Raw genomic sequence first — 17,812 nt, forward strand, 5'->3', positions numbered from 1 at the left:
GATGCACCTCACCAGCACGAATGCCCCTCAATTAGCGATCAAACACGCGCACTTGGATCGCATTCGCAAAACGATCGAGGTGTTCGTCGCTGGAACCAAGGTAGAGAGATCCGTCAATCAAGGAAATCTCCATCACATAGAAATCCTCAGGAGAGTCTGGCCCACCCTGGACAACATCCACCCGATTGAAAAGCAAGAGTTCATCGTGCCCAGCAAACTTGCGCAGCTCCGAGTGGAGGGCCTGACGAATCCGTTCACCCCAGTGCCAGTACTTCTCCGATGGTGCCGCAGCATGCACCACCTCGTCAGCAATCGAGGAATCCATGGCCGACCGGTAGCGCGGGTGAAGCATTGCCGCCTTCTCCACCTGATGAGACGCGAGCCCATTGAAGTAGATCAGGGATGTCTCACCCGAATGATCGATTTCGGACAGGTATCGCTGGACCATCACCGTACGCCCACGCTCAAGCTCATACTGCGCATGCAAGATCGCTTCTGCGCGCGACTTCGCGTCGGTGGCCGTGTAACGCCCCGTTCCACGGCCGCCCGAGGACACAGCCGGCTTGACCACAAAATCACCCCACGCAGGGAAACGGGAGTGGATCTGCTGCTTCGAGAGCTTCTGCTCCGGCTCGAGCCAGGTAGTCGGAATCGTCGGGAGGCCCACCTCTTGTAGGCCCTTCAGGTAGTGCTTGTCGAGATTCCATTCCATCGCCCACGGCGAGTTGAAAACACGAGGAAGCGATTTTGCCCAGCCAATGAACCCCTTCGGATCGCGAGCATAATCGCGAGTGGACCGCACGATCACCGTGCCAGCTTCAGCCCAGTTCACCGACGGATCGTTCCACACCGCAATACGCGGCTCCATGCCACGCTCTCGCAGAGCATCAGGCAGATTCTGATCGTCAGAATCGAGATGCGGAAATTCTTCTGCCGTTGCCAGTGTGACGATCGGTGCTGCCACGTTGCCTCCCTTTGCTCTACGCCAATTCGCTCCCCAGTTTAGCGGGAAAGCACCCCCACGGCTCCCCAATGCTTGATTCATGCCAGAAAACACCATGTGCGAGAGGTCACAGCAAAATAAGGGCGAACGAATTTGCATTCACCAGCGAAGAGGTCTAAAGTATTTTTTCGTTGCGAGGCAATCAACGCAAAGCAACGAGCACCGCTAGCTCAACTGGCAGAGCATCTGACTCTTAATCAGAGGGTTCTGGGTTCAAGTCCCAGGCGGTGTACGAATCGAAAATGACCAACCGAAAGGTTGGTCATTTTCGTATCCACTCCTCACATTTTCAGGACCCTCATGAAGAAAATTGCCATCGCACTGGTTCCGCTCACTGTGGTCACGGCGTTGATCGCCGTCGGGTGGTGGATCATCGCCGCTACTCGCCCTGGTTCGACCACCTCGAGCAAAAAGGAGCCTCTCGACGTCGTTCTCCTTGGCGATTCTTACGCGTCCGGCAATGGCGCGGGCGAATATACCGACACTGATTGCTGGCGCTCTCCTTTCAACTACGGCGCCCTAGTTGCCACGGCACTCAACGCACGCTTCACCGACGCGTCCTGCTCTTCTGCGGTGCTCGATTCCATCACGTCCGCTCCGCAGAAGCTCGGAAACTTCACACACGAAACACGCACCTTCACGATCACGGAGGCAAACGATCCGTGGAAGGAATGGCAGGAGCGTGCTCGTTCCGAGGGAGTATGTGCAACGAAAAGCGCGAATCTGGATATCTCGATGTCTCTGAGCGCACAATCCAACCACGGAAATGACTACACAGCGACGGCGTGGTGCTCAGCGACGAACAAAACGCAGGTCAGCGCCGTAACGAAGACCACCGACGTCGTACTCGTGAGCATCGGTGGCAACGACGCCGGTTTCGCCGCAATCGCCGCAGGATGTCTCACAGCCCGCTCAGCTCGCGCCTGCAACGTTGCACTCTCCCACGCCGAAAACTACGTGAGCGGAGAGTTTCGTAGCGAACTCACGCGCACGCTCACCGGCATCTCCGAAGCGTCTGGAAGCAACACGCAGGTCTTCCTCGTTGGCTACCCCACACTCCTCGGCAATGACCATTTCACACTCGGTGGCACCATTGCTCCGAAAGTGGACGTGAGCAAGCGCCTGACTGCCCTCCAAAACGCTGCGGACCAAGCAGGGGAAGCTGCCGCTGCGAGCGCGGGAGCCAATGTCCACTTCGTCTCTACCCGCTCCGCCCTCGCAAAGCACTCCTTCGACCCCGAAGCGCCAGAGGACTCGTGGATCATCGGCCCGTTCGGCACGTGGAATGTGCGCGAGTATTTCCATCCGACGCGCGAGGGCTGGGCGGCGATCGCCAGCGTCGTCGAGAAGCAGGTGCGCGAAACGCTCCAGTTACCCGCAAAGTGACACAGCTCCCGACGTCGGTGCCCGCCGACGTCGGCGAGAAGCCGTTTGCGTAGAATAGACGTTATGAACGACTCCCTGAACCGCGCACTTGACGCGCTCGAAGATACCCACGGCCTCACTCCCCCGCCGGAGGCGATCGCGGAGGCGTTCGAGAATTGGGTGGCCTCCACCGGCAAAGAAATGTACCCTCACCAGGCGCAGGCCCTGTTGGATATCGTCTCGGGCGATCACGTGATCGTTGCAACCCCCACGGGCTCGGGCAAGTCGATGATCGCCATGCAGGCACTGTTCTGTGCGCTCGCCACAGGGAAAACTGCCTACTATACGGCTCCGCTCAAGGCCCTCGTTTCGGAGAAGTTTTTCGAACTGATCGGCTCATTTGGCGCCCACAACGTCGGCATGGTGACGGGCGATTCGTCGATCAACGCGGGCGCACCGATCGTGTGCGCAACGGCCGAGATTTTGGCGAATATCGCGCTCCGCGACGGCGATGATGCCGACGCCGACGTCGTGGTGATGGACGAGTTCCACTTCTACGGGGATCCGCAGCGCGGGTGGGCCTGGCAGGTTCCGTTGCTCGAAATCACTCACGCACAACAGATCCTGCTCTCGGCCACACTTGGCGATACCTCTGCTCTCGAAGCGGATCTCGAGCGCCGCTCCGGCCGCCCCGTCTCGGTCGTGTCCGAGGCGCAGCGCCCGGTTCCTCTCCACTACACGTGGTCGACGGAGCCAATCGCCGAGGTCATCAAGGAGCTCGTCGATACGCACATGGCGCCCGTGTACGTGGTGCATTTTTCGCAGCGCGAGGCCGTCGCACAGGCGATGGCGCTGCAGTCGATCTCCGCGATTTCGAAGGAGGCGAAGGAAAAGATCGCCACGGCGCTCGGGAACTACAAGTTTTCCCCCGGCTTCGGGAAAACGCTTTCCAAGCTCCTGCGTTCCGGAATCGGCGTCCACCACGCGGGTCTTCTTCCCCGCTACCGCAGGCTGGTCGAACGTCTCGCGCAGGCGGGCCTGCTGTCCGTGATCTGCGGGACCGATACCCTCGGCGTCGGGATCAACGTGCCGATCCGTACGGTACTTGTCACGTCGCTCGTGAAGTTTGACGGCGCTGGGATGCGCCACCTCCAGGCGCGCGAATTCCACCAAATCGCGGGCCGCGCGGGCCGCGCGGGCTTCGATACGATGGGTTTCGTCGTCGTGCAGGCTCCCGAGCACGAGATCGAGAACGCGCGCCGTCTGCGCAAGGCTGGCGACGATCCGGCGAAAATCAAGCGCGTGCAGAAAGTGAAAGCCCCGGAGGGGCTGTCGTGGTCAGAGAAGACGTACGAGCGGATCATCGAGGCCGAGCCGGAGAAGCTTTCGTCGCAGATGCGCGTCAACCACGCGATGATCTTGAACTTGCTCCAGCGCACACGCCCCGTGGAGGCGATCTGGCAACTCCTGACGGACAACCACCAGCCGAAAGAGCCACGCAACCCGCTCCTGCGCCAGGCACTGTCAATCCTTGCCTCTCTCGAACAGGCGGGCGTGATCCGCCACGAGAGGCGCGATTGGCGTGCCGCGCATCCCGGCGACAATGCCGTCCACTTCACCCGCGACGTCCCAGACGATTTTGCGCTGAATTCCCCTCTCGCGCCTTTCGCACTCGCCGCGCTCGACCTCCTCGACAAAGAGAGCGAAACCTACGCCCTCGACGTCGTCTCCGTGATCGAATCCGTGCAGGAGGATCCGTGCCCAGTGCTGTACGCCCAGCGCAACGCCGCGAAGGGTGAGCTGATCGGCAAACTGAAGGCGGAAGGGATGGACTACAACGAGCGGATGGCGCTGGCTGATGAGGTCACGTGGCCGAAGCCGCTCGCAGAGCTCCTCGAGCCTGCCTTGGAAACCTACGCGCAGACGAACCCGTGGGTTCTGGGGCATGATCTGAGCCCGAAGTCGGTGGTGCGTGCAATGATCGAAGAGGCGATGACGTTCTCGGAGCTGGTTTCGCGTTACGATCTGGCGCGTTCCGAGGGCGTGTTACTTCGTTACCTCACCGACACGTACCGCGCGATGCGCCAGACGTTGCCGAACGAAGCCCGCACCGATGAGGTCGAGGACATCATTGACTGGCTCGGACGGCTCGTGCGTTCGATCGACTCCTCGCTCCTCGACGAGTGGGAGGCCCTTGCCGATGGTAAAGTCACGCCCGGCGAGCTGGCGCTCCTTTCCGACGACGACGCTACCGACGGCGAGGAGGCAGCTTTCGGCGCCGACGCCGATGGCAACGTCGCGTTCACGCGCAACCGTTTTGCGTTGCGCAAGGCGGTGCGAAGGGCAATGTTCACGCGTGTAGAGGCGATCGACCGTGAGGATTGGGACGCGCTCGGCGCGCTCGATGGCGGCGCCGGATGGGACGCAGACCGCTGGGCCGATTCTTTCGACCCGTACTGGGACGACTACGAGTACGTTGGCACGGACACGTCCGCCCGCGGGGAGGCGTTCTTTGCGGTGCTCGAGGATCCGTCATACGCGGATTTGCTCACGGCTGGCATGAGCGAGGACGACGCGGCTGCCCTGCTCGAGGCGCACGCGCCCGGGCGCGTGTGGCTAGTGACGCAAACAATCGACGACGGCGAAGGCGACGGCGATTGGGCGCTGTGGGCGTACGTTGATCTCGATGCCTCCGACGAGGCACACTCGCTGGCACTTCACTTGATTAAGGTGGGAGCACGATGAGCATTCCAGACAACATTTCCGTCGTGCGCGAACGCATTGCCGCTGCCGAGGCTGTAGCGGGACGCGACACCGGGAGCGTCGTCTTGCAACTTGCCGCGAAGTATCAACCAGTAACGGCTCTGCTCGAGGCACTCGAGGCGGGAGTGACAGATTTCGGGCATAACATGATCCAGCAGCTTGTCGAGGCAGAGACCGGGCTCAGTGACGCACACGCCCCACGCCACTCAACGACGGTGATCGGGCACGTACAGTCGAACAAGCTTGCCACAGCGATGGAATACGCTACGCGCATCGATACCGTCGATTCCGTGAAAATTGCTGAACGAATTGCGCGTCGACAGGGGGTACGGATCGCCGAGGGGACGGCGAAAGGCCCTTACTCCGTCTTGTTGCAAATTAACGCCTCTGGCGCACAGTCTCAGTTCGGGATCGAACCGGATACTGCCCGGGCAGTTGCCGAAAAGATCGCAGCAATCAGCCTTGTGCGCGTGGACGGGCTGATGACCATCGGTGCGCATACAGATGACGAGCGTGCGATTGCACGTTCTTTCGCGGCGACTCGCGCGCTACTCGAGGACATGCACTCCGACGGGACCGTCGCGGGCAACGTGCTGTCCATGGGGATGACCAGCGATCTTGAGATTGCGATCGCGGAGGGTTCGACCCTTGTGCGTGTTGGGACTGCGGTGTTCGGGCCACGCCCGCGCGCATAGTTCCAGCCACCCGCCCCGTATGAGCCTGGCATGGAGTTCGGGCCACGCCCGCGCGCATAGTTCTGTGACCGCACCGACGCTCCGGGAGATGGCAAAACAAATGTGGGTGGGCACTGCCCACCCACAACACGTATTGTGACGCTCGCACAGAAACGATCGGCTAGTAGACCGTCTTTCCGTACTTGCGGAAGACTTCGCGCACCGCTTCCGTCGCTTCCTTCGACGGCGGCTCGACATCCTTGAGCTGGTATTCCAGACCCAGGTTCGACCACTTATCCTTCGCCATCTGGTGGAACGGAAGGACCTCTATTCGGGAAACAGTGGCGATCGACGACGCGAGCTTTGCGACGTTCTCAATATTCTGCGGATCGTCAGTAAGCCCCGGGATCAGAACGAAACGCACCCAAACTTCGACGCCGGCTGCCTCGAGCCGCTTTGCAAAATCGATGGTTGGCTGAAGCGAACGTCCCGTGACCCGCTGGTATGTTTCTTCGTCCCCCGATTTGATGTCCAAGAGAACCATGTCGACGTTCTCCATCATCTCGTCCGTCAAGTTGCGGCCGAGGAAGCCAGACGTATCAAGTGCGACATGTACCCCCCATTCCTTCAACGGCTTGAGCACGCGCTTGAGGAAGGCAGGTTGCATGAGGACTTCCCCACCGGAGAATGTCACTCCGCCGTTCGACGCTTTGAACACAGGAACGTAACGCTTGATGCGATCGAGAAGGTCTTGAGCACGAATCGCCGTGCCATCCTTCATCTTGAACGTATCGGGATTGTGGCAGTAAAGGCAACGAAGCGGGCAACCGGCCATGAACACCGTCATACGGGTGCCGGGGCCGTCCATCGCTGTAACGAGCTCCCATGAGTGGATCGAGCCGATCTCGCCAGCGCGCACGGCAGCGAGATGTTCCTCGTGGCTCATCTCTCCTGCAGCCTCGATGCCTGCGGTTCCAGCGCCGCTCAGGCGCGGAACCTCATAATCGAGAGGATCGGGACGATATTCTCCGGTTGATCCTTCAGAGCCAAAATAAACTCGAGCATCAAATTCGGTCATATCGTCCCGATCCTTTCGTTATGTGTTGGTTAGCTTAACGCTACTTCGAATCCAGGAATCACATGCCCTGGTGGAAGGTGCGGGAAAGCACGTCGAGCTGCTGCTCGCGGGTGAGCTTCACAAAGTTCACCGCGTAGCCCGACACGCGAACGGTCAGCTGCGGGTACTTCTCCGGGTTCTCCATGGCGTCCTCGAGGGTCTCACGGTTGAGAACGTTGATGTTCGCGTGGTAAAGACCCTGAACTCCACCGTTCTCGACGCGGGCTGCCTTCATCTCTTCGAGGCGCTCTGCATAGGTCTTGGTCATAATTATCAATCCTTCTTAATGAAGCCGGCATCCATGATGCCAACAAGGTTGGTGACTTGTTCGTCCAGCGTGCGTCCGAGCGAGGACGGCACGATGGTGTTTGTCAGGGAGATGCCGTCGAGGGCGTCCTGATAGTTGAGCTTACCCACCGAAAGCATCGAGGAGAGCATTCCGTGAGTATCCATGCCGTTCTCCGGGTTTGCACCAGGTGCGAACGGCGTTCCCGCACGGTGTCCCGACGGGAAGTTTCCGGTGTTCTTACCGTAGACCACGTTCGACGTAATGGTCAGCACGGACTGAGTCGGAAGAGCGTTGCGGTAAAGCTTGATCGCGCGGATCTTCTGCATCACCGTGTGGACAACCGTTGCGGCGATGTCGTCAGCGCGGTCATCATCGTTGCCGTAGAGCGGGAAATCGCCCTCGGTCTTGTAGTCGACCACGAGGCCGGTCTCGTCGCGGATCGGGGTCACCTTCGCGTACTTGATCGCGGAGAGCGAGTCAGCCACGATCGACAGACCTGCAATGCCACAACCCATGGTGCGCAGGATCTTCGAATCGTGCAGAGCCATCTCGAGCGACTCGTAAGCGTAGCGATCATGGGTGTAGTGGATGATGTTGAGAGCCTCAACGTAGGTACCAACGACCCAGTCGAGCATCTTCTCGTACTTGTCCCAGACCTCGTCGAAGTCGAGCGGGCCATCACCCTGAATCGGCTCGAAACCGCTAACGATCTGCTTTCCAGACATCTCATCGCGGCCACCGTTGATAGCGTACAGAAGAGCCTTCGCCGAGTTCACGCGAGCACCGAAGAGCTGCATCTGCTTGCCAACGCGCATCGGGGACACGCAGCACGCGATCGCGGCGTCATCGCCCCACTGAGCGGTGATCTGCTCATCGGACTCGTACTGCACCGAGGAAGTCTCGATCGACACCTTTGCACAGAACTCCTTGTAGCCCTCCGGGAGCTTCTTCGACCAGAAGATCGTGATGTTCGGCTCCGGAGCCGGACCGAGGTTCATGAGGGTCTGGAGGAGACGGAAGGAGGTCTTCGTCACCAGGGTGCGGCCATCTTCGCCGGTACCGCCGTCGGACCAGGTAGCCCAGTACGGATCGCCGGAGAAGATCTGATCGTAGGCCTCGGTACGAAGGAAGCGCACGATGCGCAGCTTCACAACGAGAGCCTCAATGATCTCCTGAGCCTCAGACTCGGTCAGAATTCCACGAGCGAAATCACGCTCGAAGTAGGAATCGAAGAAGCCGGAAAGTCGGCCGAACGACATAGCTGCGCCGTCCTGCGACTTCACCGAGCCGAGGTAAGCGAAGTAGGTCCACTGGACTGCTTCCTTCGCAGTGGTTGCCGGGCCCGAAATGTCGAAACCGTAATCAGCAGCCATCTTCTTGAGTTTCTTCAGAGCCTTGATCTGCTCCGAGATCTCCTCACGATCGCGTGCCCAGTGCTCGCTAAACGGCTCGTCAGCGTTAAGATCCTTATCCTTCAGCTTCTCGTTGATGAGGTAATCCACACCGTAGAGAGCTACACGTCGATAATCACCGATGATACGGCCACGACCGTATGCGTCCGGAAGGCCAGTGATGATGTGCGACGAACGAGCCGCGCGAATGTTCGGAGTGTAGATATCGAACACACCGTCATTGTGGGTCTTGCGGTACTTGGTAAAGATCTTCTCGACGTCCGGATCGACTTCCTTGCCAGCCTCGGCAAGAGCGGTCGCAACCATGCGCCAGCCACCGTTCGGCATCATGACGCGCTTGAGCGGAGTATCGGACTGCAGGCCGACGATCACATCGTCGTCTTCCGAGATATAGCCAGGCTTGAAAGCATCAATATCGGCCGGAGTGTGCGTATCAACGTCGTAAACGCGGCGCTTACGCTCAACCGACAGGTAGTTCTTCTCGAGATGATCCCAGAGGCGCAGGGTCTTCTCGGTGGAAGGAGCGAGGAACGACGCATCGCCCTCGTACGGGGTGTAGTTCTTCTGGATGAAGTCGCGGACATCCACGGCCTCCTGCCAGTGGCCGCCCTGGAAGCCTTCCCACGCCTCAGCGTACTTGGCATCGGCTTCAACAGTTGCACTCATGAGCTTTCTCCTTTGGACTCGACGTGCTTCGTGTTCATTTCCATTCTTATGAGAATTTTTGGTTTAGTCCAGAAAAAACCGTGTAAGCCACGATACTTTTTCTTACCGATCGCACTTTGGGCATGTTCCGCATCACACGATATGGACTCAAGTCCCAAATAGTCCTCTCGGACACATTGCACGCATTGGCGCAAAACATGTGCTAGTACCGCCAAAAAAGTGGGGGCGTTCGCGTACGAACACCCCCACCAACAGCCCCAGGACTTTCTGCCCTAGCAGATCCGATAGCACCATCCGAAGCGGTCCTCCACACGGCCCATCTGGATACCTACCAACTCCTCGTACACCGACTGGACGACGTCACCTCCGGGTAGACGTACATCGAAATCGTCCGACGCGAGCCGACCGATCGGCGCCACCACAGCCGCCGTTCCGCAGGCAAACATTTCAGCAACGTCACCAGACTTGACGCCGTCAATCACCGACTGGAGCGAAATAGTGGTTTCACGCGCATCGACACCTCGGGCGCGGAGAAGCTGAAGAATCGACGATCTTGTGGCTCCCGGCAAGATATTGCCGGATAACGCCGGGGTCTCAACATGGCCATCGGCATACACAACGAACACGTTCATGCCACCGAGCTCGTCGAGGTTCGTGTTCGTTGCAGCGTCCAGGAACAGCACCTCATCAAAGCCGGCGTCGTGGCTCACCAACTTCGGCAGAAGCGACGCAGCGTAGTTACCGCCCGTCTTCACGTTTCCCATACCACCCGGGCCCGCACGATGGTACGTGCGATCCACCCATACGTCAATCGCCTTCACTCCATCGCCAAAATAGGCAGACGCTGGAGACGCCACGACCATGTACTCGTACTTCGTCGCTGCACGCACGCCAAGAAATGCCTCCGACGCGAAGGTGAATGGGCGAAGATAGAGCGACGTCCCCATCTCGGACGGCACCCAACGCTCGTTAGCCCGCACGACCGAGACGATCGAGGCAACAAAATCTTCCACTGGAAGCTCCGGGATCGCCAGGCGCCGGGCCGACATGTTCAAGCGTGCAGCGTTATAAGTTGGCCGGAACGTCCACACCGAACCATCCTCGTGTCGGTATGCCTTCAAGCCCTCGAAGATCTCCTGTCCGTAGTGGAGGACAGAGCCTGCGGGGTCAAGCGAAATTGGCCCATACGGTACAACCGACGGGTTCTCCCACTGCTGGCCCGTCCACGTTGCACGCGCCATATAGTCGGCGAAAGCGTTGCCGAAACCAGGGTTCGCCTTCAGCTCGCGCACGACGTCGTCCGAGGCTTCCTGCCCCTGAACAAACATAAACTTCTGCGCGAGGGAATCAGCCGAAGCGATCGGCCTAGCAGAAATATTTTCCAGCTCTTCTTGCACTTGTCTCTCCATATCGCCCGAACGGATCGTTACGAGTTAGCGTATACGACGATCCTGGAGAACATCGCAGGGAACGCCCGAGGGAGAAATTTCGTGAAGAGCGTCGCAAAGTCAGGCGACCCGTGTGGCCGGTATCCTACCGAAGATCACGGACGCCAGCGATAAAGTGCGACTCCAGCGCCCGCACCGGTCAGTACCACCACGGCGGCCGCGCCAATAAGCAATGGGGTAGCGGCCGAGTCCAGGCTACGCGACGCCTTCGGACCGTCAAAGACAAGCACCGCTGGCTGCGGGCCAGCCTGGGTAGAGGTATTATCACCCTGCTTCGTCACAGCGAGATGATCTTTAGCCCCGCTCGACACTGGGTCTGCTGCCTGAATGCGCTGGTGGGCACCCGCGCGAGTTTGCGTATCACCTCGTAATGGGCTGTCCGCCGCGTTATCGCCGCGATCAGCGACATCTGCGGTGGCGTTCTGGTCAACTGTTCCCACTTCCTCAGGACCATGCGGCTGGTGATCAGCCTGTGACTGTGCAGACCCAGCGGACGAGTTTCCGATTCCTTGAAGTGTTTCCCCAGACGGAATATGCGCACCCGCCCCCTGCTCGTGAGGAACGTCCGCGCCCGCATGCGAAGCCTGCGTGGAGCCGCCCTGGTGGGCGCCCGCATTCTGATCGCCTGCGACAGCCCCACCAGCCGGTTGAGCCGGTCGTAGCTGAGGATCCTGTTGCTGGGCAGGTTGCTCAGAGTGCGACTGCGACTGCTGCGCGGGCAGCGACTGCTGAGCCAGTGTCGGCCGAGCTGGAATCGGACGGGCATGCCCGCGCTTGGGCGTATCCGTCTTCTTCGAGGCATCGAAAGTCAAGACAACCTCTGGCGACGAAGGCTGGGCCTGCGCACCGCTCTCAGAGGGGGCGGAAGGTGCGAGAGACTCGCCCGCAGGCGCAGGAACGATCGTCGCCCACGGGGTCGACGCCGGAGTCTGCGCCGGGGTAAGCGGAATCAACGGAGTCCCCGACGGCGCCGTCGTCGGCGCAGAAACCGTTGGCTCAACGGTGACAGCAGGCGCAGACGGCGCGCCTGTATCGGCCGGTGTCAGTGGAACAAGTGGCGTGTCCGACGGGCCCTCGGTAGCGGCATCTGTCGGAGAAGCCGAAGCCTGCGAGGTTGGGGTTGGCATAATCGGCTGCACAGGAGCGCTCGGAGACTCGCTGGCACCCGGAATCGGAGTAGCCGGAACAAGATCAATCCACGGAACAAACACCGAAGCCGACTCGCTCGGAGCAGGCTCAGTCGGCTCAACAGAAACCGTTGGCTCAACGGGCACAGTCGGCTCAACGGGCACAGTCGGTTCAACAGAAACGGTGGGCTCAACAGAAACGGTTGGCTCAGCCGTCACGTTTGGAGTTTCCGTCACACCCGGAATCGGAGTAGCCGGAACAAGATCAATCCACGGAACAAAAACCGAAGCAGACTCGCTCGGAACGGGCACAGTCGGCTCACCGGGAACAGTCGGTTCAACAGAAACGGTGGGCTCAACAGAAACGGTTGGCTCAGCCGTCACGTTTGGAGTTTCCGTCACACCCGGAATCGGAGTAGCCGGAACAAGATCAATCCACGGGAGGCCAGCTGACTCGGTAGCCGACGGCGAAACCGACGGAGTGAGCTGTGGACCAACAACTTCCGCAGAAACCTGCGTCGATACCGGCTGGCTCGGATCATACGCAACAGAACCCGACGTCGACCCCGCCGACACCGACTCGGTAGCCGACGGCGAAACCGACGGAGTGAGCTGTGGACCAACAACTTCCGCAGAAACCTGCGTCGATACCGGCTGGCTCGGATCATACGCAACAGAACCCGACGTCGACCCCACCGACACCGACGGCATCGTTACAGAAAACTCGCTGATCGAAAAGACATCCATTCCCACCGCGAGGACGCCGTAACGCCCCTCCGGAAGAAGACCAAAAGACGCAGTCCAGCCAGACTCAACCGCCTCAGAATCCACAACAGCAATGTGCATGCCAGTCGTAGCATCATAAAGATGGATGTATACCGGAGCGTCGCCATAATCTGCAAAGAGAGTCGAGTTGAAAAGAACAGAGACTGGCTCAGCAGCGGAAACATCGCCAGAGAAGATGCGATCGCGGCTCATCTTGGTGGATGCCGCCTCCGTCGTATCTAGGAGCAACCGCCAATCCTCGAAAGCGCTCCGTTGCGACGCGATCATGCTCTGTGGCATCGCAAATTCATGCGCATCAACCATGTCTGCATAGGCGACGGCACTTGGGAAGGAGAAAACGGCACACGATAACATTGCCGCAGATACAAAAGCGGTCTTCTTACGCATACGTCCCCCTTCCGAACCAAGAACTAATAATCGCTGAAGGCATTCTGGTGAGAAATTGAAAAAAGCCTTAAAGTTCTCCCACCAATTATGCCAGAGACATCATTACATTGCCATTAATGCCGCAATCATCACACTGCCTGCAATCAATGAAACTACGGCGATTGCCGCGATAACGCGGGTGGCGATCGGGTATCTGCGCGGCTCTGAGGATTCTGAGAAATTGATGTGCTCTTCCTTCACAGAAACCACAATACATGATCGCGCACAAATGTTCTACAGTCATGAGAATCCGCCCCTACGGAACTCTTTCCTCATTTTCTGTCCGAAGACCAGGAAAAAGACAGATACGGAAGCTCGATTAGGTTGTCCTCGTGGTAACCCATTTCATCGAGGTACCGATCTAGGTTCGCACGCATTCTCGTCCGGTTTTCTCCAGTTGATTTGATCCAGGAGGCGCGTGTCGTACCTAGCTGCCGAAGCTCGTCAGGCGCAAGATACTGAACCCAGGAGTCGAGGGCGAGCGACGGCAAAGAGAAACGTCTCCCCCACTGCGGCGGCTTCGTCAGCCTATGAACATCTCCTGATCGCATGATGCGCGTCAAACGCTTGACCCATGGGAAACTCACATCGAGTTGATTGTAGACGGCGGCGAGCTTTCCGTCCTTTTTGAGTAACCTGAATGCCTCGTTTGTGGCCTCACGAGTAGCGACCCAATGCCAAGACTGACTGAAGACCACAAGGTCGAACGCGTGACGTTCCAAAGACGTCGATTCTGCTGAAGCTTCGACGACGGCGAGACGGTCACCGAAACTCTGCTTGAGCCGATACAGACCCTCGAGCATCAGCTCCGAAGGCTCAATAGCGACCACCGAAAATCCACGCTCAAGCAACTGACGGGTGAGTTTCCCTGTGCCAGCACCCATATCGATCACGCGGGCAGATGGTGGCAGGCCAGCCACAAGTGAATCAACAAGACACTCTGGATAGGACGGACGCACGTCCACATAAGTTCCAGCGTCGACACCGTCAAGCTGATAGGGATTCATGCAGTTCCTTCCTGTATGCAGCCACCCGTGCCTTAATGTCTGCGAGCGTTGCGTGTCAGGGTGCTGCGCAAAACCATAGTGAAATCGTATTGTGGACGCGGTTGTGAAACCAAAAGAAGAAGCCCGCGCGCTAGCGGCGGCTATTGTTAAACACGCAGTGACAACAGAGTTGTGGCTTGCGCGCTGGCTTGGCTGGGGATGAAAAAGTCCCCCGCGTGTGCGGGGGACTTTTTATGAAGTTTGATGACGGCGGTGTCCTACTCTCCCACACCCTCGCGAGTGCAGTACCATCGGCGCTGGTAGGCTTAGCTTCCGGGTTCGGAATGGGACCGGGCGGATCCCTACCGCTATAGCCACCGTCAAACGGGTGGAGCAAACACTGTGTGTTTGGTGGTCCAGAATTGTATAGGGGACGCGAGGCAATCTCGTTTTATCTTTTTGTCAGTGGTTGGCCATTAGTACCAGTCAGCTCCAGCAATTACTTGCCTTCCACGTCTGGCCTATCAACCCTATCGTCTTTAGGGGGCCTCACACACCACGAAGGGTGTTTGGAAACCTTATCTTAAAGCAGGCTTCCCGCTTAGATGCTTTCAGCGGTTATCCCTTCCGAACGTAGCCAACCAGCCATGCTCCTGGCGGAACAACTGGCACACCAGAGGTTCGTCCATCCCGGTCCTCTCGTACTAGGGACAGCCCTTTTCAAGTTTCCTACGCGCGCAGAGGATAGGGACCGAACTGTCTCACGACGTTCTGAACCCAGCTCGCGTGCCGCTTTAATGGGCGAACAGCCCAACCCTTGGGACCTACTCCAGCCCCAGGATGCGACGAGCCGACATCGAGGTGCCAAACCATGCCGTCGATATGAACTCTTGGGCAGGATCAGCCTGTTATCCCCGGGGTACCTTTTATCCGTTGAGCGACGGCGCTTCCACAAGCCACCGCCGGATCACTAGTTCCTGCTTTCGCACCTGCTCGACCTGTCAGTCTCACAGTCAAGCTCCCTTGTACACTTGCACTCGCCACCTGATTACCAACCAGGCTGAGGGAACCTTTGAGCGCCTCCGTTACATTTTAGGAGGCAACCGCCCCAGTTAAACTACCCACCAGGCACTGTCCCTGAACCAGATCATGGTCCAAGGTTAGACATCCGGCACAACCAGAGTGGTATTTCAACAATGACTCCACACACACTGGCGTGCATGCTTCACAGTCTCCCACCTATCCTACACAAGCCGTACCAAACACCAATACCAAGCTATAGTAAAGGTCCCGGGGTCTTTCCGTCCTTCTGCGCGTAACGAGCATCTTTACTCGTAATGCAATTTCACCGAGTTCGCGGTTGAGACAGTGGAGAAGTCGTTACGCCATTCGTGCAGGTCGGAACTTACCCGACAAGGAATTTCGCTACCTTAGGATGGTTATAGTTACCACCGCCGTTTACTGGGGCTTAAATTCACAGCTTCAACACACGTGTTTAACCGTTCCTCTTAACCTTCCAGCACCGGGCAGGCGTCAGTCCGTATACATCCACTTACGTGTTCGCACGGACCTGTGTTTTTGATAAACAGTCGCTTCTCCCTGGTTTCTGCGGCCATCACCCCTAGCACGCAAGGTGCTTCAAGGATCAGGCCCCCCTTCTTCCGAAGTTACGGGGGCATTTTGCCGAGTTCCTTAACCACGATTCTCTCGAACGCCTTAGCATACTCTGCTCGACTACCTGTGTCGGTTTAGGGTACGGGCGGCTCGGACCTCGCGTCGAGGCTTTTCTTGGCAGCACAGGATCACTCTACTTCCCCACCACTGTGGGTCATCATCCAGCCTCACCCTGAAATTGTTTCCCGGATTTGCCTAGGAAACGGGCTGCGCTGTTAAACGTGGCAAGCCATTAGCCACGCGGAAGCTACCACTCTGCGTCACCCCTGTTAACACGCTTGCCTACACACAAGTTCAGGTCCCACGCTCCCCACAACCCCAATCCCGAAGGAAAAGAGCGTGGTTTGGATGGTTAGTATCACAAGCTTCAGCATTGGACGGTCCTTCGCCGGTACCGGAATAACAACCGGTTGCCCATCGACTACGCCTGTCGGCCTCGCCTTAGGACCCGACTAACCCAGGGCGGAACAACCTGGCCCTGGAACCCTTAGTCATTCGGCGGACGGGATTCTCACCCATCATTCGCTACTCATGCCTGCATTCTCACTCGTACGAAATCCACAACCAGTTCCCTGACTGCTTCACCTCACGCACGACGCTCCCCTACCCAAACAAAAAATTGTTTGCCGCGGTTTCGGCGGTGTACTTAGCCCCGCTACATTGTCGGCGCAGAATCACTTGACCAGTGAGCTATTACGCACTCTTTCAAGGGTGGCTGCTTCTAAGCCAACCTCCTGGTTGTCACAGCAACTCCACATCCTTTCCCACTTAGCACACGCTTAGGGGCCTTAACCGGCGGTCTGGGCTGTTTCCCTCTCGACTACGGAGCTTATCCCCCGCAGTCTCACTGCCGCGCTCAACATTGATGGCATTCGGAGTTTGGCTGACGTCAGTACCCGGGTAAGGGCCATCAGCCATCCAGTCGCTCTACCTCCACCAAGCAACACGCGACGCTGCACCTAAATGCATTTCGGGGAGAACCAGCTATCACGGAGTTTGATTGGCCTTTCACCCCTACCCACAGCTCATCCCCTCCATTTTCAACTGAAGTGGGTTCGCGCCTCCACACGCTCTTACACGTGCTTCACACTGGCCATGGGTAGATCACCCCGCTTCGGGTCTAGGACATGCAACTCAAAATCGCATTTTAAAACTCGCTTTCGCTACGGCTCCCCCACACGGGTTAACCTCGCTACATGCCACTAACTCGCAGGCTCATTCTTCAAAAGGCACGCCATCACCCCCACCAAGAAGGCTCTGACGGATTGTAAGCGTCCGGTTTCAGGTACTATTTCACTCCCCTCCCGGGGTACTTTTCACCATTCCCTCACGGTACTCATTCACTATCGGTCACATAGAGTATTTAGGTTTACCCAGTGGTCTGGGCAGATTCACACGAGATTCCACGAGCCCCGTGCTACTCGGGAACACCACAACAAGCCAACCACATTTCACCTACGGGACTCTCACCCTCTGCGGTACTGCTTCCCAACAGCTTCGACTATATGGCTGGTTTCTCACTTGCTAGAAAAACGTCGGTTTTTCCTAGTAGGTCCCACAACCCCGATCATGCAACACCCGACGGCTATCACACACAACCGGTTTAACCTCATCCGCTTTCGCTCGCCACTACTCACAGAATATCTTTTCCTCCGGGTACTGAGATGTTTCACTTCCCCGAGTTACCCCCAACTACCCTATACATTCAGGCAGCGGTCACCAGAAACAACTCTGGCCAGGTTTCCCCATTCGGACACCCTCGGATCACAGCTCGTTCGCCAACTCCCCGAGGCTTATCGCAGGCAACAACGTCCTTCATCGGCTCTATGTGCCAAGGCATCCACCGAACGCCCTTGAACACTTACAAAAAACCAAAAGATGCTCGCGTCCACTATACAATTCTCAACCACCACACCAACACCACAACCACACACAACCACAACGGCCGCAGATGATCACAGGTAGCACAGGGTGTTACCCCAGAACCCAACAGCATGCCAACTTCCCATGTTCCACTAGAAAACCCAACCCCACAAACACTCAATCCATGAGGCCCCCTCGAACACTAGACAAAAA

At 58.1% G+C, this 17,812-nt stretch carries 10 protein-coding genes, 1 tRNA gene and 2 rRNA genes; 4 read left to right on the top strand and 9 right to left on the bottom strand.

The window, feature by feature from the left end; genetic code table 11:
• Nucleotides 1–31: 31 nt before the first annotated feature.
• A complete protein-coding gene (locus tag P8A24_RS06330) occupies nucleotides 32–964 on the bottom strand; it encodes an ATP-grasp domain-containing protein (protein WP_278057775.1) in 933 nt (310 codons plus the stop codon).
• A gap of 198 nt (nucleotides 965–1,162) precedes the next feature.
• Between P8A24_RS06330 and P8A24_RS06335 the strand changes: the two genes are divergently transcribed.
• The 4 genes from P8A24_RS06335 to P8A24_RS06350 all read left to right on the top strand — a co-directional run bounded on the left by P8A24_RS06335 (nucleotide 1,163) and on the right by P8A24_RS06350 (nucleotide 5,826).
• A tRNA-Lys gene (locus tag P8A24_RS06335) sits at nucleotides 1,163–1,235 on the top strand.
• A 68-nt stretch (nucleotides 1,236–1,303) separates the two neighbouring features.
• On the top strand, nucleotides 1,304–2,389 hold the full coding sequence (locus P8A24_RS06340; protein WP_278057776.1) for an SGNH/GDSL hydrolase family protein: 1,086 nt from the start codon (nucleotides 1,304–1,306) through the stop codon (nucleotides 2,387–2,389).
• A gap of 63 nt (nucleotides 2,390–2,452) precedes the next feature.
• The gene (locus P8A24_RS06345) at nucleotides 2,453–5,113 is read left to right on the top strand and encodes a DEAD/DEAH box helicase (RefSeq protein WP_278057777.1); all 2,661 of its coding nucleotides are present in this window, start codon (nucleotides 2,453–2,455) and stop codon (nucleotides 5,111–5,113) included.
• Complete coding sequence (locus P8A24_RS06350) at nucleotides 5,110–5,826, top strand: YggS family pyridoxal phosphate-dependent enzyme (RefSeq protein WP_278057778.1); 717 nt, start codon at nucleotides 5,110–5,112, stop codon at nucleotides 5,824–5,826. The genes P8A24_RS06345 and P8A24_RS06350 overlap by 4 nt, the downstream gene beginning before the upstream one ends.
• 160 nt (nucleotides 5,827–5,986) lie before the next feature.
• On the opposite strand, the gene pflA is transcribed toward P8A24_RS06350, so the two are convergent.
• The 8 genes from pflA to P8A24_RS06390 all read right to left on the bottom strand — a co-directional run bounded on the left by pflA (nucleotide 5,987) and on the right by P8A24_RS06390 (nucleotide 17,603).
• Nucleotides 5,987–6,883 carry a pyruvate formate-lyase-activating protein gene (gene pflA / locus P8A24_RS06355; RefSeq protein ID WP_278057779.1) on the bottom strand — a complete coding sequence of 299 codons (897 nt, stop codon included), beginning with the start codon at nucleotides 6,881–6,883 and terminating at the stop codon, nucleotides 5,987–5,989.
• 58 nt (nucleotides 6,884–6,941) lie between these two features.
• Complete coding sequence (grcA2, locus tag P8A24_RS06360; protein WP_370870584.1) at nucleotides 6,942–7,190, bottom strand: autonomous glycyl radical cofactor GrcA2; 249 nt, start codon at nucleotides 7,188–7,190, stop codon at nucleotides 6,942–6,944.
• Nucleotides 7,191–7,195: 5 nt separating this feature from the next.
• Nucleotides 7,196–9,289 (bottom strand): formate C-acetyltransferase, encoded by a 2,094-nt coding sequence (gene pflB / locus P8A24_RS06365; protein ID WP_278057780.1) that lies wholly within the window; start codon nucleotides 9,287–9,289, stop codon nucleotides 7,196–7,198.
• A 272-nt stretch (nucleotides 9,290–9,561) separates the two neighbouring features.
• A complete protein-coding gene (locus tag P8A24_RS06370; RefSeq protein ID WP_370870585.1) occupies nucleotides 9,562–10,698 on the bottom strand; it encodes a branched-chain amino acid aminotransferase in 1,137 nt (378 codons plus the stop codon).
• 134 nt (nucleotides 10,699–10,832) lie between these two features.
• Entirely contained in the window at nucleotides 10,833–13,037 is a 2,205-nt protein-coding gene (locus P8A24_RS06375) for a hypothetical protein (protein WP_278057782.1), read from the bottom strand.
• A 311-nt stretch (nucleotides 13,038–13,348) separates the two neighbouring features.
• A complete protein-coding gene (locus tag P8A24_RS06380; RefSeq protein WP_278057783.1) occupies nucleotides 13,349–14,083 on the bottom strand; it encodes a class I SAM-dependent methyltransferase in 735 nt (244 codons plus the stop codon).
• A gap of 244 nt (nucleotides 14,084–14,327) precedes the next feature.
• A 5S ribosomal RNA gene (gene rrf, locus P8A24_RS06385) occupies nucleotides 14,328–14,444 on the bottom strand.
• Nucleotides 14,445–14,519: 75 nt separating this feature from the next.
• Nucleotides 14,520–17,603: ribosomal RNA gene (locus tag P8A24_RS06390) — 23S ribosomal RNA — on the bottom strand.
• Between the last annotated feature and the right edge of the window lie 209 nt (nucleotides 17,604–17,812).

The organism is Arcanobacterium wilhelmae, from assembly GCF_029632765.1.
Lineage (GTDB): Bacteria > Actinomycetota > Actinomycetes > Actinomycetales > Actinomycetaceae > Arcanobacterium > Arcanobacterium wilhelmae.